Source organism: Luteimonas vadosa (assembly GCF_039543545.1).
Lineage (GTDB): Bacteria > Pseudomonadota > Gammaproteobacteria > Xanthomonadales > Xanthomonadaceae > Luteimonas > Luteimonas vadosa.
Genome location: NZ_BAABJY010000001.1, coordinates 1199572 through 1218066 on the forward strand (window position 1 = coordinate 1199572; position 18495 = coordinate 1218066).

An 18495-nucleotide genomic window follows, 5' to 3' on the forward strand; every position below is an offset into this window, starting at 1 on the left:
ACCACATGCTGCAGCCCAATCCACGCAAGACGACTTCGGTCCGTGCCCTCGGCCCGATCGACATCGCGGCGCTGCGCGAGGCCGTGCTTGCCATCCCGGAATCGACCTGGGACGCCGAGAACGCCGACAAGCCGAACCGCTTCGAGGCGCTCGACAAGACCCGGCACATCGTCTTCCGTTTCGTCGACAACTTCCAGGACTGGCGCGCGTCGCACGACCGGCCGCTCTGGGCCGGCTGGCGCGACTTGCTGCAGCCCGTCCTGGCGAAGGCGACCGCACCCTACGGCTACGCGCGCGGCGAGTTCCCGCGGGTGATGCTGGCGCGGATGGCGCCCGGTGGCATCATCAAGCCGCATCGCGACGCCAACCCGGCGGCCCGCTGGCCGCACAAGATCCACGTGCCGCTGCAGACCAACGAGCAGGTGACCTTCTTCGTCGACGGCATCGGCTACCGGATGCCCGAGGGCGAGGCCTTCGAGGTCAACAACATGGGCGTGCACGCGGTGCGCAACGACGGCGACGGCGACCGCATCCACCTGATCTTCGAATACTTCGACCCGGACCAGGCGGTGCCGGCCGCGGCCTGAGCCGCGAAGCGCAACGGCGCGTCAGCCGGCGTCTATGCTGTGCGCGTGCTCGCGGGTGGCGCGCAATTCCACGTCCGGCCAGCGCTCTTCGGTCAGCTGCAGGTTGATCCGCGTCGGCGCGAGGTAGACCAGCTCTCCGGCCGCGTCGATCGATAGGTTGACGGCGTTCTTGTCGCGGAATTCCTCAAGCTTCCTGGCGTCGGCGCACTTCACCCAGCGCGCGGTGGCGACGCCGACCGGCTCGAACGCGGCGTCGACCCCGTACTCGTCCTTGAGCCGGTAGGCGACCACGTCGAACTGCAGCACGCCCACCGCACCCAGGATCAGGTCGTTGGACATCATCGGCTTGAAGAACTGGGTCGCGCCCTCCTCGCTGAGCTGGGCCAGGCCCTTCTGCAGCTGCTTGAGCTTGAGCGGGTCGCGCAGGCGCGCGCGGCGGAACAGTTCGGGCGCGAAGTTGGGGATGCCGGTGAAGGCCAGTGGCTCGCCCTCGGTGAAGGTGTCGCCGATGGAGATCGTGCCGTGGTTGTGGATGCCGATCACGTCGCCGGGCCAGGCCTCGACGGCGAGCTCGCGGTCGCTGGCCATGAACGTCAAGGCGTTGGCGAGCTTGACCTCCTTGGCGGTGCGCACGTGGAAGGCTTTCATCCCTGCGCTGAAATGCCCCGAGCACACGCGCATGAAGGCGACCCGGTCGCGGTGCTGCGGGTCCATGTTCGCCTGGATCTTGAAGACGAAGCCGGTGAGTTCGCCCTCGGCCGGCGCGACGTCCCGCGTGGTGGTTTCGTGCGGCTGCGGCGATGGCGCGTGCTCGACGAAGAAGTCCAGCAAGGGCTGCACGCCGAAGTTGTTGACCGCGGAACCGAAGAACACCGGGGTCTGCCTGCCGGCGAGGTAGGCCTCGGCGTCGAAGGCGTGCGAAGCGCCCTGGACGAGTTCGAGCTCGTCGCGGAGGTGGGCGAGCATGTCGGAACCGATGCGTGCCTCCACCTGCGGGTCGTCGAGCGAGGCGAAGATGGTCGAGTCCTGGCGGGTGAAGTTGCGGCCCGGCTCGTACAGGTGCACTTCCCCAGAGACCAGGTGCACCACGCCCTTGAGCCGCTGGCCCATGCCGATCGGCCAGGTCACCGGCGCGCACTGGATGCCGAGCACGGATTCAACCTCGTCGAGCAGGTCGATCGGTTCCTTGCCCTCGCGGTCGAGCTTGTTGATGAAGGTCATGATCGGCGTGTCGCGCATGCGGCACACCTCCATGAGCTTGATGGTGCGTTCCTCAACGCCCTTGGCCACGTCGATCACCATCAGCGCCGAATCGACCGCGGTCAGCACCCGGTAGGTGTCCTCGCCGAAGTCGGCGTGTCCGGGCGTGTCGAGCAGGTTGACGATGCGCCCGGCGTACGGGAACTGCATGACGGAGGAGGTCACCGAGATCCCGCGTTCCTTCTCCAGCGCCATCCAGTCGCTGGTGGCGTGGCGCGCGGCCTTGCGCCCCTTGACGCTGCCGGCCATCTGGATCGCGCCGCCGAACAGCAACAGCTTCTCGGTCAGCGTGGTCTTGCCGGCGTCCGGGTGCGAGATGATCGCGAAGGTGCGGCGGCGCGCGGCCTCGGCGGCGACGCGGGTGGAAGAATCGGGCATGGCGGATCGCACGCGTGGGCGTGCAGGGGGAAACCGGGGAGGCCGCGGATTATACGGGAGGGTCCGCGGTGCCGGGCGGGCTAGGGGCGGGCCGAGGCCCTGGGCTCGCTCAGGCGCAGGATGCCCTGTGGCCCGAACATCTTGAACGGGATCGATTCCAGCTTCATGCCGCGATTCACCTGCACCACGAAGTGCAGGTGCGGACCGCCGCTGAAGCCGGTGTTGCCGGACAAGCCGATGGCCTGCGCGCGACGCACGCGCTGCCCGACGCGCACCAGCACGCCCTCCGGCTTGAGGTGCGCGTACAGCCCCATGGTCCCGTCGTCGTGCAGGATCCGCACGAAATTAGCGCGGCCGCCGTATTGCTCGCGGTTGAGGCTGGCCTTGTCGAAATCGGACTCGACCTGCATCACCACCCCTTCCCGCGCGGCCACCACCGGCGTGCCGATCGGCGCCGCAAGATCGACCGCATGCCGGTTCTGCGCGTCATTGTGGCTGAAGCCGCCTCCGTAGCCCTGGGCGACGTGGAGGTTCGCGCTCTGCAGGGGGTAGCCGTATTCCACGTCCCGGGGGCGTGCACTGGGGTCGCCGGGCACGCTGCGCAGCTGCAACTGGAACTCGCCGCCGCGCGACGGATCGGCCGAACCGATCCGGGCGACCAGCGTCGAGCCTCGGGCCGGTACGGTGGCGCGGGCGGGCAGGGGCGGGTCGCCGAAGACCAGGGTGCTGTTGCCGGCATGCAGCATCACCTCGATCGGCCCGGCGAGCGCATTGTCGGCGTAGGCCAGGTACTGCTGCCCGTCGCCCTCCACGCGAAGGCGCGCGATGGCGCCGGGTTCGGCGCGCACGGGGATCCGCTTGATCTGCTCCGGCCTGACGTTGGCGGGGGGGCGGTCGCCGTAGTGGACCACGCCATTGCGGTCCGTCCAGCGATAGACCTTGGCGGCCTGGGTGGCGCCCGTGGCAATCAGGGCGAGCAAGGTCACGCCCGCGATCAATGCCGCATGGATCCGCCAACGACTCATGGCAGGCAGGTGGCGTCCAGTCGCAGCGCCGCGACCACGTCGCGCAAGTCGTAGGCGACCACCGCGCGATCGTCATGCACCGCGTACAGCGCGCCGGCCGGGAACCGGTGCGTCGCCGCCGCATGCAGGGCGATGCCGTCGGTCTGCGAGGCGACGCCGCCATGGAAGCTGCCACCCGGGTCCAGGCTGTCGCGGTGGAACAGGTGGAAGTTGGTCAGTGGCGCCTGCTGGTCCACTGCGACCCAGTAGCCCTCGTCCGCACCGCAGGCCCACAGGGCGACGCCCTCCGCTTCGCCCCGGAACGTGCCGTCGGGCAAGCTCCGTCCCGCGAACTTGCCGTCGAATCCATAGACCCGCAGGCTGGAGGGGCCCGGCCGGAACTCGTCGGCGATCAACAGGCGGCGACGGGCGGGATCGCCGGCGATCGATTCCACGATCCGGAGCGCGCCGGCAGGATCGACGCTCCCGAAGGCACCCAGCGAACGGGCCCGGATGCGGTCGCCGTCGAGTTCGACGCGGTAGCGCCGTACCCGCGCATCGAGCGTCGCCAAGGCGGGCACGACATCGAAGCGCGCGCCCTCCATATAGCTGTCGGTGACGTAGAGCCCCAGCTCGTCGGGAGCGGTTTCATGCAGCCACAGCCCGTAGGGACTGCGCAATCCGTCCTGGCCGAAGCTCCCCACGTGCGAGAACGCTGGCAGTCGAAGCACCTGCACCCGGCGGTTGTCGCGCTCGACCACGAACAGCAGGTCCGCGAACACGGCGATGCCATTGGGCCGCCTGAAGCGCCCGGGCGCCTCGCCCTCGGCCCCGACCGTGCGCAACAGCGCGCCGGTGTCGGCGTCGAAAACCACCAGGCGGTGGGTCGACTTGGCGGTGGCGATCACCCATGTCGCGCCATCGTCGCCGGACCAGGTGGCCAGGGAATCCAGTTCTTCGCCCGGGACGTCGACCGAGACGAAGGCCTCGGCGATCGTCGTGCCATGTGCCGCTGGCGCGCCCGGACCGGGTTCCAGTCCGCTGGCCGGCGGTGTCACCGAGCGCGGCGCTGTGGCGCATGCTGCAAGGAGCAGCGCGAGGACGCTGGCGAGGACGGGGCGAAGGCAAGTCGACATGGGCCAAGTATCGCCCACGAACCGGGACTGGGTCGCGCATGGACCCGAACGGTTCAGTCTCCAGGGCGAGGCAGTATCGGAGGCCGGCACCTGCATCCATCTGGGCGTGGGCGCTGAGCGCGCAGGCGTCCGACCGTCGAAGTCGCCCCCGGTGCAGCGCCCCCGCTAGCGGCCGGGCGGCCCGGACGCAAGCGCAGGCGTCGGTGCCGATGGCTGCGGCGAATCATCCCGCGACAGGCGCAGCTGCGGCGTGGCGAAGTATTCGGCCATGGGCTGGGGCCGGCGGAAATAATGGCCCTGGGCATGGTCCACGCCCATGCGTTGCATCTTCATCCGCTGGGCATCGGTCTCCACCTGCTCGGCGATCGTCTGCTTGCCCAGGACGTGCGCGATTTCCGTGATCGAGCGAACCACCGCATGCGCCAGTTCGGAGTCGTGCGGGTCGCGGACGAAACTGCCGTCGATCTTGAGGTAGTCGACGTCCAGGTCGCGCAGGTAGCTGAACGCACAGAAGCCCGTGCCGAAATCGTCCAGCGAGAAACGGCAGCCCAGCGAGCGCATCTGCTGGATGAATCGCTGCGCGCGGGCCAGGTCGCGAACCGCACTGGTCTCGGTGATCTCCAGGCACAGCTTGTGGGCCGGGAAGCTGCCGTTGCGCAGGCGGTCGACCAGGAACCCGATGAAGCTCTCGTCGACCAGCGCCTCCGCCGAGAGGTTGACGCTGCAGGTGTCGACGTCGGCCAGGTCGGCATGGGTCTCGAGCCAGGACAGCGTGGCGCCAACGACTTCGCGGTCGATCGCCACGCCCATGTTGAAGCGGGCGGCCGCGGCCAGGAACCGGTGAGGCAGCAGCAGTTCGCCGCTCACGTGGTCGCGCACGCGCAGCAGCACCTCGAAATGGCGGCCTTCGTCCTCGCCTGGCACGGCCTGCAACGGCACGATCGGCTGGCAGAACAGCACCAGGTTGCGCCGCTGGATCGCCTCGCGAAGGCGGACCGCCCACTGCATCGCCTGGGTCCGGTCGTGGCCGTCGTCGCCGTGCAGGCTGGCCATGCAGACGCGGTTGCCACCGGATTCCTTGGCGCTGAAGCAGGCGGCGTCGGCTTGCGACAGCAGCTTGCCGTAGTCGCCGTCGGTGGCGTGGAAGGGCACCAGTCCGATGCTGGCGGTGGTGGCCAGCGCGTCGCCTTCCCAGGCGCATCGGTAGCTGGCCACGGCCCGCAACAGGTCGGTGGCCCGGTCCTCGGCGGCCGCGGGGACGTAGTTGTGCAGCAGTAGCCCGAACTCGTCGCCGCCCAGGTGCGCCAGCAGGTCGGCCTTCGGCAGGTTGGCCCGCAGCACGCCGGCCACGCCCTGCAGGTAGGCATCGCCCGCGGCGTGGCTGGCGGTGTCGTTGATGACCTTGAGGTGGTCCAGGTCCAGGTAGGCGAGCGCGCGCGGCGGCGAATCGGGCGCGGCCAGCGCGTGCCGGACCTGCTCTTCGAAGGATTGGCGGTTGGGCAGTCCGGTGTTGGGGTCGGTCGTCGCACGCAGGACGAGGCGGTCGCTGGCACGGCGGCGTTCGAGCACGGTGGATGCCAGCAGCAGCGGGAGCAGGGCCAGGATGCACAGGTAGCCGAGCAGGTTGAGGGTATCGAGGACGCTCCGCGGCGCGGCGAACCCGCTCAGCTCCTGGCCGGTCATCACGCCGATCATCAGGATCGTGCCGAGCGTCCCGCCCACGGTCCAGCCGGGCGGAAACCGCAGGGCAGCCCAGGCCAGCAGGGCCAGGGGCAGGGCCGTCAGCCCCAGCGTGTACTCGCCTTCGAGGCTGGCGCCCCAGGCCATCAACAACAGGGAAAGCGCCAGCAAGGTCAGCCAGGCCAGCCTTTCGGACTCTTCGGCCAACGGCGACACGCCGACCGCCACGGGCCCCGTGCCGGTCCGCAGCACCGCCAGCACCGCGGGCGTGACCGCGACGACGCCGAGGAAATCGCCGAGGATCCAGCGCGCGAAGGCCTGGAGCGTCCCTTCCCCCGGCATCATGCCGGCTTGCAGCAGTGCGGGCACGCCAATGATCGCGCTCAGGACCGCCAGGACGATCCCGCCGGCGACGATGGCCACGACCGAGGCCAGGTCCAGTGCATCCTCGCCCTGGGACCGGCGGGCCAGCCAGCCGCCGGCAAGCGTGCCGAGGGTGTTGGCCAGCAGCGAACCCACCACGAAGACGCCCGGGACGGGGGAGATGACCAGGTGGTACGGAAGCAGCGCGGCGGGCACGATCGCGGTGGCCGGCAGGCCGAAGCGCATCACGGCTGCCACGCCGATGCCGGCGGCCGGCCAGAACAACGTGACGTCGCCGCCCATGCGCATGGACGTTTCGCCGAGCACGCAGCTGCCCAGGTACAGCGCCGTCAGCACGACCAAGGCGATGGGCGTCGGGATCCTCATCCCGGCAGCTTACCTGCGGGGCAGCGTATGCAGCGACCGCCGCCAGTCCGCAGGCAGCAATCCCGGCCGGTCCCGGTCGATGGCAGCGACGACAGGGCGTCAATCACCGTGCTGGACCGACGACACGATCCGGATGCGACCCGACCCGATCATCCCCATGGGATCGCTGCGCAGGTCCTGGAGGAGGGTGGCGGGGTCGGTGGTGGCGGTCGGCTGGAACGCCGCCCATCCGTCGCGTCCGTGGCGCTTGACGAAGGACAGCGCCAGGTCGGCCAGTTCCACCGTCGCCTCCCATCCCAGCGGCAGCCGGTGGTCGGTGAACACGGGGTAGTCGGCCAGCCCGATCGAGCAGGTCAGGCGGAGCGGTTCGGATTCGTCGACCACGAAGACGTGCGAGGCGATGGCGTCACGGATGCGCTCGGCGATCAATTCCAGGTGGCGGCCCGGCATCGGGCGGAAGACGAGCAGGAATTCCTCGCCGCCCCAGCGCACCAGGTAGTCGCTGCTGCGCACCAGCCGCGACAGCACCCGGGCGACCTGTTGCAGCACCTGGTCGCCGACGGCGTGCCCCCATGTGTCGCAAATCGCCTGGAAGTGGTCGATGTCGACCATCGCGAAGCGCAGCACCTGCCCGCCCGGCCCGAGCTGCCCCATTTCCCGCTTGTAGAAGGCAAGGTCGGCGGGCACTTGCGCGCTCAGGTAGCGGCGGTTGCGCAGCGCGGTCAGCGGGTCGGTCTGGCTGGCTTCCTCCAGCCGCTGGTTGGCGATCCCGAGGTCGGCGGTGCGCCGCTGGACCACTTCTTCCAGCGCCTGCTGCCCCCGCAGGTGGCGCAATTGCTGGATGCGGTAACCGGCATAGATCAGGCTGGCTGCCACCAGTCCGATCAGCACCAGGAACAGCGTGGTCTCGTGGAACCGGGGCTGGATCGCGAACGCCAGCCTGGCGGTCCCGGTTTGCCAGACGTCGGCGTTGTTGCTGCCCTGGGCCTCGAACACGTAATTGCCCGGCGGGAGGTTCGTGTAGTTGGCCGAACGCTGGGACACGTCGGCCAGTTCGCGCCAGTCGCTGTCGTAGCCCCGCAGCCGGTAACGCAGGCCGATGCTACCCGGGTCCTGGAAGCTCAGGGCGGTGAAATCGAAAGCCAGGTCCCGCTGGTCCGGGGGTAGCGCGCCGCCGGCGATCGTGGCCGCCGGATGCCAGCCGGCGCTGCTGCGGAGGCCTTCCACGACCACCGTCGGCGGCACCGCGTTGCGGACGATTCCACCGGTATCCATCACCACGATGCCGTTGCGGCTCGGCAACCACAGTTCCCCGTCCTGGATGAATCCCTTGGACAGGCCCGCGCCATTGCAGCAGAAGCCCCGCTGGCCGCTGCGGCGATCGCCGCGCTCGTTGTGCAGCATCTGGCCGCGCACGCGGTCGAGCATCCCCCGGCTGAAGGCCTGCAGGTCGCGCAAGGGAACCCTGTGCACGCCGCGGATCCCCGCCGCCCACACGTATCCCCGGCCGTCCTCGGTGATGAAGAAGGGAGAGTTGACCGGCATCCCCTGCTCGGCTCCCAGGTGCACCCATCGGCCGCGGTCGAAGAAGTACATGTCCTCCGACAGCGCGCCGACCAGGAGCCCGCCCGTGGACAACTCGTGGATGGCGGTGACGTCCAGGTCCGGGGGGAGTCCCAGGCGGTCGCCCACGAGCCGGAGCCGTTCGTCCACGAATTCGTACAATCCGACCTGGGTGCCGACCAGCATCCGTCCGTCGCGTGTTTCATGAAGTGCGCGGACGCGTGGGTCGGCCAGCCCTGCCTGCGTGCCAAGGTGTACGAGTCGCCCGTCGTCCTGACGATAGACGCCCTGCGTGGTGGCGATCCACAAGCGGTCTTTCCGATCGCGCAGGAAACCGTTGACCTGCGCGCCGGACAGGGCTTCGAAGCCATCGGGCACGTGGATGCGCCCGTCCCGGTACTGGGCGAGCCCGCGGCGGGTACCGATCCAGACGAGGTCTTCTTCCGGCAGCAGGCTGTAGGCATTGGGATGGGGCAACGACTGGCCGGAAGCAAGCAAGGTGTACCGGCCCTGGTCGAACAGCGACAACCCATCCTGGGTGCCGACCCAGACCCGCCCGCGCGGACCCCGCGCCAGCGACCACACGACCGGCTCGTTCAAGCCCTCGATCGTGCTGTAGCGCCGGGTCCAGCCGTTCCAGAGGCGGGCGATGCCATCCCATTGGCTACCCAGCCAGAGGTTGTTTTCTCGATCCTCGAAGATGGCCCGCACGCTGTTGAAGGCGCCCGGGCTGCCGTCCGCGACGAACTCATGCAACGCGCGGTCCCGCAGGCGCCCCAGTCCGCCGATGGCCCCCACCCACAGGTTGTCGTCGCCGTCCTCGTACAGCGCCAGGATCGGTTCCTCGGCGAGTACGCGCTGGCCTTCGAACCTGCGCCAACCCTGCTGCGTCCGGTAGAACAGGCCCTGGTTGCTGCCCGCCCACAGGCGGCCCTGCGCCCGCAACAGCTGGCCCACCGTCGCGCTGCCTGCTTCCCGCGGCAGCGGCTCCAGGAACACCTGGTCGCCGCGGATTCGATAGACGCCGCCCAAGGTGCCAGCCCACAGGAGGTCGCCTTCGGGCAAGAGTGATTCGGCGGGGCCGGGAAGCGGCCGGACGAAGCGCAGGCCTTCGCCTTGCACGCGGAACACGCCGTCGGGCGTCCCCACCAGCACGGGGCCCTGCGCATCCCGCGCCAGTGCGCGGATATCAAGCGGCTCGTGCCTGGCGTCTAACGCCGGCACCCTGCGCCAGCGGTCGTCCTCGCGAACCGCCAGGCCCTTGTAGGTCCCCACCCAGAGACGATCCCCGCGGTCGCTCAGCAGGGTGTTGATGAACTGGCCGGGCAATTCCGGCGTGTTCTGCAGGTTGTAGGTGGTGAATCGCACGCCGTCGAAGCGTGCGACGCCCGCCTGCGTCGCGACCCACAGGTAGCCCAGCCGGTCCTGGGTGATCGCGTTGGCGGTGATCTGCGGCAGGCCCCGTTCGATCGACCAGCTGTCGCGGACGTAATGGTGGAAGGCCTTTTCCGGATCCAGCGCGAGGACGGGTTGCGCGCACAGCGAGACCAGCGCGACCGCGGAGGCGGCAAGCCAAGTCAGCACCGTGGGCGTCTGCTCCCGACCCTTTTCCGCCACGACACGCCCCCTCGGTCGTCGTCCTGTTGGGCCGTCGACCATACACCCCGGGCGCATGGAGGTGGTATTCAGGATCGGATGCGTGCAGCCGTGCAGGGGCTTGTCGAACGCATGCGGGTGCGCATCAGCACTCGATGACGTTGACGGCCAAGCCGCCGCGTGAGGTTTCCTTGTACTTGTCGCGCATGTCGCGGCCCGTCTCGCGCATCGTCTTGATGACCTTGTCGAGGCTGACCTTGTGCTTGCCGTCGCCGCGCATCGCCATGCGGCTGGCATTGATCGCCTTGACCGAGCCCATGGCATTGCGCTCGATGCACGGGATCTGCACCAGGCCGCCGATGGGATCGCAGGTGAGCCCGAGGTTGTGCTCCATGCCGATCTCGGCGGCGTTCTCCACCTGGCCGGGCGTGCCGCCCAACGCCGCGGTCAGGCCGCCGGCGGCCATCGAGCAGGCCACGCCGACTTCGCCCTGGCAACCTACCTCGGCGCCGGAGATCGAAGCGTTTTCCTTGTAGAGGATGCCGATCGCGGCTGCGGTGAGCAGGAAATCGCGCACGCCCTGTTCCGTGGCGTTCCGGCAGAAGCGCCGGTAATAGTGCAGCACCGCCGGCACGATGCCGGCCGCGCCATTGGTCGGCGCCGTCACCACGCGCCCCCCGGCAGCGTTTTCCTCGTTGACCGCCAACGCGAACAGGTTGACCCAGTCGAGCATCGTCAGCGGATCCTCGTCCGCCGCGTCCGGCCGCGCCTCGAGTTCGGCATGCAGCCGAGGGGCGCGACGGGTGACGTGCAGGCCGCCGGGCAGGGTGCCGGGCGACGCGATGCCACGCTCCACGCAGCCCTGCATCGCCGCCCACAGTTCATCCAGGCCGGCGTCGATTTCCTCGCGCGTGCGCCAGGACTGCTCGTTGGCGTACATCAGCTCGGCGATGCTGATGCCGTGCGCATTGCAGGTCGCGATCAGCTCGTCGCCCGAATTGAACGGGTAGGCGACGTGGGTCTGGTCGGCGACGATGCGGTCCTCCGCGGCCTCGTCCTGGTTGACCACGAAGCCGCCGCCGACCGAGTAATAGTCGCGCGACGCGATCTCCTCGCCGTTGCCGTCGAAAGCGGTGAAGCGCATGCCGTTGGTGTGGTGGGGCAGCTTCTGTCGCTTGTTCATGACGAGGTCGGTCTTCTCGTCGAAGGCGATGGCATGGCTGCCGGCCAGGCGCAGCGACTTCTCGCCGCGGATCCGTTCCAGGGCTCCGGGGATGATGTCGGGGTCGATCCGGTTCGGCCAATGGCCTTCAAGGCCCATCAGCACGGCCTTGTCGGTGCCGTGGCCACGTCCGGTCAGCGCCAGCGAGCCGAACACCTCCGCGCGCACACGCGCGACATCGCCAAGGCGCCCGGGCTCGTCCAGCCAGCGCTCGACGAAGCGGGCGGCCGCGCGCATGGGTCCCACCGTATGCGACGAGCTGGGACCGATGCCGATCTTGTAGAGGTCGAAGGTACTGACGGCCATGCCGGTATTCTACGCCCCGCACCGATCGCCCCGTGCGTGCCGAGCGACCAGCGATGCCCATCCTGATCCTGTACCAGCGCGACGACTGCCATCTCTGCGACCTGGCGCTGGAGGTGCTGGCGCATGCCCGCGTGCCCGAGTTCGACAGCGTGTTCATCGACGGCGACGACGCCCTGGAGGCGCGCTACGGCCTGCGCGTGCCCGTGCTGCGCGACGATGCGCGCGGCCTGGAACTCGAGTGGCCCTTCGATTCCGCGGGGTTGCGCCGCTGGCTGGATGCATGAGCGGGACAGGGGTGGAACGCCGATGGCCCGCCCGTGGCCAGAAACGGCAGCGGTCCCGCTGCCGCAAGTCGGCTAATCCGCCGCCTCCAGCAGCACGCGCGTCTCGATGGCCACCGCATCCTCGATCGTCTCGGTCGCGGCCCAGTCGCCGCCGCCGACGCCGAACTCGAGCCGCTTCACCGTCGCCTTGCCCTCGAGCACGGGTCTGGCGCCCGGCGACCAGCTGAACTCCAGGGTCACCGGCTTGTTGATGCCCCGCAGGCTGAGCGTGCCGTCGGCGGCGAAGCGACCCCCGCCCAGGCTGCGGAATCCGCGGGCGCTGTAACGGGCCTGGTTGAACCGCGCGCTGTCGAAGAAGGCAGGTCCACGCAGCTCGCCGTCGTATTCCTCGACGCCGAGGGTCGCGGTGGCGAGCGGAATGACGACTTCAAGCCAGCCTTCGCCGGGCGCGGACGGGTCGAACGACATCCGCGTGGCGAAGCCGGGGAATTGGCCCTGGAAGCGCTCCCCCTGGAAGTTGCCGTAGAACATCAGCGTGGAACCGGGGGCTTGCGTGTAGTCGCCGGCTTGCGCGGTGGGTGCGGCCAACAGCAGCAGCGCGGCGAGCAGGGAGGATCTAGCGATCATCGCGTCGACTCCCGGCAGGGGGCTGCGGTGGGCCACCGTGCGACCAGCTGCCAGGCAGCATGCGCACCAGCGTGGCGTCGCGCCGGAACAGGTGGTGGTGGAAGGCGGCGGCGGCATGCAGGGCCGCGACGGAGACCAGGGTCCAGAACAGGAATTCGTGGATTTCCTCCGCAAGCTCGTGGAGGGCGTTGTCCTGCGCGGCGATCGCCGGCAGGTCGAACAGCCCGAACCACTGCAGGGGGAATCCCGCCGCGGAGTTCAGGAGCCACCCGCTCAGCGGGATCGCCAGCAACAGCGCATACAGTAGCCAGTGCGACAGCCGGGCGATGCTTACCTGCCAGCGCGGGATGCCTGGCACCGGCTCCGGCCTGCCGGCGTACCAGCGCCAGAGCAGCCTGAGCACGGCCAGCGCCAGGATGGTCAGCCCGAAGGACTTGTGCAGCGCGTACACCTGGAGCTTGTCCGGGCCGTTGCGCAGGTCCTCCATCCAGAGCCCGACCGTGCCCTGGCCGAGGATCAGCAGCACGATCAACCAGTGCAGCGCCTGGCTGACGATGCCCCATCGTTCGCGCGTGTTCTTCAGCTGCATGGGGGCTCCTGTCCGCGGCCGGCGTCGGCAGTCTGCGGGGCTCCAGTCAAACCGGGTGCCGCGACGTCCATTGGCGAAGGCGCGGGATCGGTTGGCGGCGAACCGCCTGCCCCGGTTCCAGCGATGTGGTCGTCGTCCACCCGGTCACCTTCGCCGCCCTCGTCGCCGGAAGTGTCCAGGCGCGCCCTGCTGCGCGTGGCTTCCGCTTCGATGCGCAAGTCGACGCGGTCGCCGATCACGGATTGCCAGGCGGTGATGCCGAAGTCGGACCGGCTGAGCGTGGTGGTGGCGGAAAAACCGACCGTACGCCGGAACGGCGGCAAGGGATGGCGTCCCAAGCCATTGAGGCGCACGTCCAGCACGACTTCACGGGTCACGCCACGCAGCCGGAGGTCGCCGAACACGCAGGCGCGCCCTGGCGACAGGGGTTGGACGCGGGTCGAAACGAAGCGTGCGACGGGATGGTTTTCCACGTCCAGCAGGTTGCGCGCCATCGTCGCGCGGTTCCACTTTTCGTCGCCCAGGTCGAGGCGCGAGAGCGGGATGTCGGCGCGCAACATCGCGGTGCCCCAGTCCTCCGGATCGAAGCGCAGCACCCCCGAGCTGCCCGAGACGGTCCCCAGCGCCTTGGAGAAGCCGGCATGGTCCACCGCGAACTGCACCCGCGTATGCACCGGATCGAGCGCATACGTCTCGGCTCCCGCGGCGCGCGCGCCGGCGATGGCCAGCAGCGACGCGACGACGATGACGGTGGGGACGATGGCGGCGGGGCGCGGCACGTGGGGCATTGCGGTTCGATCGTTCCTGGGGCCTTGGGGAAGGATTCTAGGCGTGGAGGCATGAATCCGGTGGTCACGGCGCCGCTTGCGCCGGCAACGCAGCGTTGCGACGATGGCGGCGGGGACGCGGCTGGTACGCAGGGAAGCGTGCGCGACGCCGCCATTACGGGAAGGGAGTCGCGTGTGACCAGGGGATGGGCCATGGGGCGGGGATGGATCGTCGTGGCGGCGCTCGTTGCCCACGGCGTGGCGAAGCCTGCAGTGCCGGAGCTGCCGCAGCCCCGGCAGATCAGCGTGTTCGACGGCCTGCCGTCCAATCGCATCAACGCGCTGGCCGAGGATCGACAAGGCTACCTGTGGGTGGCGACGCGCGACGGACTCGCGCGGTACGACGGGGTCGGGTTCCGCATCTGGCGCGTCGGCGACGGCCTGCGCGACAACTTCATCTGGACCGTGCACGTGGACGCGAAGGATCGCGTCTGGCTGGGGACGCAACAAGCCGGGCTGGTCATGCTCGACGTCTCACGCAGCCGATTCGTGCACTTCGATCGCGATTCGCATCCCGCCATCGGCAGCAACGACGTCTGGTCCATCGCCACCACGCCCGACGGCATGCTCTGGTTCGGCACCGCGGACGGGGGATTGCACCAGCTGTCGCCCGGCGGAACCATCCGCCGCTTCATGCCACGGGCCGGCGACCCGCGCAGCCTGCCGTCGCCGGGCGTCAGCCGGCTCGCCGTGGACCGGGACGGGAGCCTGTGGGTCGGGACGAAGGGCGGCGTCGCGCGCTGGACGGGGCGCGATTTCGAACGCCTGGCCTTGGGGGAGGCCAATGCCTTCGTCAACCACCTGGACTTCGACCGCGCCGGCGCGCTCTGGATCGGCCTGCAGTCCGGCGGTTTCGTTCGGCGGCGCAACGGACGCATCGAACGCATGCCCTGGATCGATCCCGTGCAGGGCGCGCCCGCCTTGCACATGCTGCTGGAAGATCGCCAGGGTGCGCACTGGCTCGACACCGCCAGCGGGCTGTCTCGCGAACGCAACGGCGAGGTCCAGGACGTGCCGCTGTACAGCAACACCAGCCGGGGCATGGTGCGCCCGGCCTGGTCGGCCGCGTACGAGGATCGCGAAGGCGGCCTGTGGTTCGCCAGCCTCGACTCCGGCCTGTGGCGCCTGCCGGCGAACTGGCGCAACTTCAGCGTGCTGCAGCGGCGGGTCGGCGACGACAGTTCGCCGGCCAATGCCTTCGTCCATGGCATCGCCCCGGCCGCCGGCAATGGCCTTTGGCTCGTCGGCAGCGGGGGGGTGCTGGACTGGATGGACCCGGATACGGGTGCGATCGAGCACCGCCTGTCGCAGGCGTGCGGCAGTTTCGTCAACTTCGGGGTGCAAGAGGGCGCCGACGGCGGGGTCTGGATCGGATGCTTCGGGCAGCTGGTTCGCTTCGACCCGGCAAGCGGCGGCGTGCGCCGCTGGTATATCGACGACGATGCGGATGCGGCGTTGCCGGGCGAGATCTCCCACTTCGTCGAAGACCCGGATGGCGGGTTGTGGATCGCCAGCGACCGGGGCGTGCAGCAGCGGGACGCCGATGGCGGCGTCGTGCGCACGGTGCTTGGCGGCGACGGCGGCGGGCTGCCGGACAACGCCCGCATCGAACAGCTTGCGCGCGCGCCCGATGGCGGCCTCTGGGTCGTCGGCGACCAGGGCATGCACGCCTGGAACGCGGGCGCGCGTCGCTTCGAACCGGTGGCGGGTGCGCCTTCGGCGCACGTCCACGGGTTCGCGATCGCGCCCGACGGCAGCGTCTGGCTCGCGCGCAGGGGGCTGCTGGCCGCCTACCACTGGGACGGCGCCGGACTTTCGCTCGAGCGCACGGTCGACGCCCGGCAGGGATTGCCGGCGGTCGCGCCAGGGGGCGTCGCCGTCGACGCGCAGGGCGTGGTGTGGCTGACCACGGTGCGGGGTTTGTTGCGCTACGACCCGGACGATGACCGACTGCGCACCTATGGCGTGCGCGACGGGCTGCCGAGCCAGGAATTCAATCCCCGCCCGATTCGCATTTCCCCGCGCGGCTACCTCGCCGCGGGCACGGCGGACGGCCTCTTGCTGTTTCATCCGCAGCAGGTCCGGTGGAGCGACCGGACGCCGACCCTGGCGATCGAGTCCATCGACCTGCGCCGTGGCGATGCCCGCATCGAATTGCCGCGCAGCGATGCGATCGCGCTCCGGCACGACGACCGCGACCTGCGGGTGGTGGCGCGCCTGCTGTCGTTCACCGACGCGCATGCCCACCGTTACCGCTTCCGCCTCGCCGGCTACGACCCGGACTGGGTGAACGTCGGCGCCTCGGGCGAGCGCGTGTTCTCGCGTCTGGAGCCGGGGAGCTATCGCCTGGGCGTGCAGGCGCGCACGGCCGACGACGAATGGTCGCCCGTGCAGACCCTGGACTTCGAGGTGCTTCCCCCGTGGTGGCGCACGGCCTGGGCGTTGCTCGCCTTCCTCCTCGCGGGGCTGGTGGCGGTGCTTTGGTTGGCGCACGCCTATCGGAAGCGCCTGCGCCGTCGCCACGAGTGGCACCTGGCGGAACAGAAGCGCGAACTGGCCGAACAGGCCTCGCTGGCCAAGACGCGCTTCCTCGCCACCCTGGGGCACGAGGTCAGGACGCCGATGACCGGCGTGCTGGGGATGAGCGAGTTGCTGCTCGCGACCGGCCTGGACGGGAAGCAGCGCGAGTACATCAAGTCGATCCGGATGGCCGGCGAGCACCTGATGCGCCTGGTCAACGATGCGCTGGACCTGTCGCGCATCGAGGCCGGCAAGCTCGAGCTCGACCCGCAACCGTTCGACCTCCATGCCCTGGTGGAGGGCGTGGTCGCGTTGAGCGCGCCGATGGCGCGGGGCAAGGGGCTGGAATTCCACGACGACATCGCCCATGGCGTGCCGCGCTGGGTGCGTGGCGATGCGTTGCGGGTGCGCCAGATCCTGCTCAACCTGGTGGGCAATGCGTGCAAGTTCACGGAGCGCGGCACGGTCTCGCTGACCCTCTCGTGCATCGCCGACGGCGTGCGCTTCGTCGTCGCCGATACCGGCCCGGGCCTCAACGAGGAACAGAAACAGCGCTTGTTCCACCGCTTCGAGCAGGCCGAGGGCGCCCGTACCGCGGCGCGCTATGGCGGCAGCGGCCTGGGCCTGGCGATCTCGCAGGAGCTGGCTGCCGCGATGGGCGGGCGGATCGGGATCGAGAGCACGCCGGGGCGGGGCACCGACTTCATCGTCGTGTTGCCGTTGCACGCCGAGGACGCGGTGCATGTCGACCCGCCGATTTCGCCAGCCCGCGCCAGTCGCGCGCTGGATGTTTTGATTGTCGAGGACGACCTGACCGTCGCCGAAGTCATCACCAGCCTGTTGCAGGCGCAGGGGCATCGCGTGACGCACGCTGCGCACGGACTCGCGGCTTTGTCGGAAGTCGCAGCGAAGGATTTCGACATCGCGCTGCTCGACCTCGACCTGCCGGGTCTCGACGGGCTGGCACTGGCCCGTCAATTGCGTGCGCAGGGCTTCGATCCGCCCCTGGTCGCGGTCACCGCCCGCGCCGACGCCGATGCCGAGCCGCAGGCGCGCGAAGCCGGCTTCGACCGCTTCCTGCGCAAGCCCTTGACCGGTGCGATGCTGGCCGAGGTGCTGGCGGGCCTGCCGTGCACGACAACCGTGGGTCGGCGCACATGAGCCCGTCCCTCCTGTCCTGGGGGTTGGCCGTCCTGCTTGCCTGCCTGGGGCCGGCGCTGTTGCCGCTGCCGTCGGCGGCAGCGGGACGCGAATCCGAGAAGGCCGAGGTCCCGTTCCTGGGCGGATTCATCCGCGAGACCCGGATCGTCTACCCGCTGGAGGATTCAGGCTGGCGCGCACTGGGCGAGCAATTGCACGAACCCCATGCCGCAGGCGTCTCCGTGTTCTATGCCGACATCGACGACGACGCGCGCCGGGCGTCGGTGCACTACCAGGCGCTCGGCCTGGTGTCGGAGCAGGACTACGAGGCAGTAGTTGCCGGGGCGCGCGCGGCCTTCGAGTCCGTGCCGGACGGTCCGGGCAGCGAAGCGGCCGCGAAGCTGGGCGAATCCCGCCGGTTCAGCCTGCGGCAGACGACCCGGGACGGCCGCGAATACGTGGTAACCGGGACATCGTTCGACCTGGAGTTCCACGACGAGGGCGAGCGGTTCGTGGCCGCGCAGACGGTCCTCTGGAGCAACCTGTACCTCGTGCGGTGGATGATGGTCGCGCCTGCGGAAAGCACCTCCCGCGACGCGTTGCGGCGCGAGCTGGAGCGCTGGACGACGCGGATGGTGCTGCAGACCGGCGTGGTCAGTACCGGCGACTGCTGGATGCCGATGCGGATCGAAACCGCCCGGCCGGGCAGGCGCCGGTTGCACGGCCAGATGGCGACCATCGCGGTCAAGGGCGACGGCATCATCCGGGTGATGCCGGACCGCCTGCTGGTGCCCGAGTCCATCGCCAGGCTGCCGGACCTGGAAACCGCGGCGCTGATGTACGCCGGCATGCGGCTCGCCGGGCGACTGGTCAATGGCTGCGTTTCGCCGGTCGACATGAACCTGGAGGTGGGGGAGGGATTCCGCGAGATCCGACTCGAGTACAGCGAGCCGGAAACCGGGCGCGACACGATCCCGTCCTTCCGCCTCAGGAGCCGCAACTCCGGCATCGGTTGAAATCGGCAGG

Annotated in this window: 13 protein-coding genes; 4 read left to right on the plus strand and 9 right to left on the minus strand. The window is 69.7% G+C overall.

Annotated features, from left to right (window positions below; all coding sequences use genetic code 11):
- The first annotated feature begins 5 nt into the window (after positions 1–5).
- Entirely contained in the window at positions 6–587 is a 582-nt protein-coding gene (locus ABD970_RS05405; protein WP_345294450.1) for an aspartyl/asparaginyl beta-hydroxylase domain-containing protein, read from the plus strand.
- 21 nt (positions 588–608) lie between these two features.
- Here ABD970_RS05405 and ABD970_RS05410 read toward each other — a convergent pair whose 3' ends face one another.
- The 6 genes from ABD970_RS05410 to ABD970_RS05435 form a co-directional block, all read right to left on the minus strand.
- On the minus strand, positions 609–2225 hold the full coding sequence (locus ABD970_RS05410; protein WP_345294451.1) for a peptide chain release factor 3: 1617 nt from the start codon (positions 2223–2225) through the stop codon (positions 609–611).
- A gap of 80 nt (positions 2226–2305) precedes the next feature.
- The gene (locus ABD970_RS05415; protein ID WP_345294452.1) at positions 2306–3250 is read right to left on the minus strand and encodes a peptidoglycan DD-metalloendopeptidase family protein; all 945 of its coding nucleotides are present in this window, start codon (positions 3248–3250) and stop codon (positions 2306–2308) included.
- Positions 3247–4365, minus strand: coding sequence for a phytase (locus ABD970_RS05420; protein ID WP_345294453.1), 1119 nt, complete (start codon positions 4363–4365; stop codon positions 3247–3249). The genes ABD970_RS05415 and ABD970_RS05420 overlap by 4 nt, the downstream gene beginning before the upstream one ends.
- A gap of 165 nt (positions 4366–4530) precedes the next feature.
- On the minus strand, positions 4531–6795 hold the full coding sequence (locus ABD970_RS05425; protein ID WP_345294454.1) for a putative bifunctional diguanylate cyclase/phosphodiesterase: 2265 nt from the start codon (positions 6793–6795) through the stop codon (positions 4531–4533).
- Positions 6796–6894: 99 nt separating this feature from the next.
- A complete protein-coding gene (locus tag ABD970_RS05430; protein WP_345294455.1) occupies positions 6895–9975 on the minus strand; it encodes a two-component regulator propeller domain-containing protein in 3081 nt (1026 codons plus the stop codon).
- A 124-nt stretch (positions 9976–10099) separates the two neighbouring features.
- Complete coding sequence (locus tag ABD970_RS05435; protein WP_345294456.1) at positions 10100–11482, minus strand: L-serine ammonia-lyase; 1383 nt, start codon at positions 11480–11482, stop codon at positions 10100–10102.
- A gap of 53 nt (positions 11483–11535) precedes the next feature.
- Between ABD970_RS05435 and ABD970_RS05440 the strand changes: the two genes are divergently transcribed.
- Positions 11536–11766 carry a glutaredoxin family protein gene (locus ABD970_RS05440; protein ID WP_345294457.1) on the plus strand — a complete coding sequence of 77 codons (231 nt, stop codon included), beginning with the start codon at positions 11536–11538 and terminating at the stop codon, positions 11764–11766.
- A gap of 72 nt (positions 11767–11838) precedes the next feature.
- On the opposite strand, the gene ABD970_RS05445 is transcribed toward ABD970_RS05440, so the two are convergent.
- The 3 genes from ABD970_RS05445 to ABD970_RS05455 are packed head-to-tail and all read right to left on the minus strand — an operon-like array spanning position 11839 to position 13743.
- Positions 11839–12393 carry a YceI family protein gene (locus ABD970_RS05445; protein ID WP_345294458.1) on the minus strand — a complete coding sequence of 185 codons (555 nt, stop codon included), beginning with the start codon at positions 12391–12393 and terminating at the stop codon, positions 11839–11841.
- On the minus strand, positions 12383–12982 hold the full coding sequence (locus ABD970_RS05450) for a cytochrome b (RefSeq protein ID WP_345294459.1): 600 nt from the start codon (positions 12980–12982) through the stop codon (positions 12383–12385). Before ABD970_RS05450 ends, ABD970_RS05445 begins: the two co-directional genes overlap by 11 nt.
- Positions 12973–13743, minus strand: a complete 771-nt coding sequence (locus tag ABD970_RS05455; protein ID WP_425563059.1) for a YceI family protein — start codon at positions 13741–13743, stop codon at positions 12973–12975. Before ABD970_RS05455 ends, ABD970_RS05450 begins: the two co-directional genes overlap by 10 nt.
- A gap of 219 nt (positions 13744–13962) precedes the next feature.
- On the opposite strand from ABD970_RS05455, the gene ABD970_RS05460 reads away from it, so the two are divergent.
- Entirely contained in the window at positions 13963–17490 is a 3528-nt protein-coding gene (locus tag ABD970_RS05460; protein ID WP_345294460.1) for a hybrid sensor histidine kinase/response regulator, read from the plus strand.
- Positions 17487–18485 (plus strand): hypothetical protein, encoded by a 999-nt coding sequence (locus ABD970_RS05465; RefSeq protein ID WP_345294461.1) that lies wholly within the window; start codon positions 17487–17489, stop codon positions 18483–18485. Before ABD970_RS05460 ends, ABD970_RS05465 begins: the two co-directional genes overlap by 4 nt.
- The last annotated feature ends 10 nt before the right edge of the window (positions 18486–18495 follow it).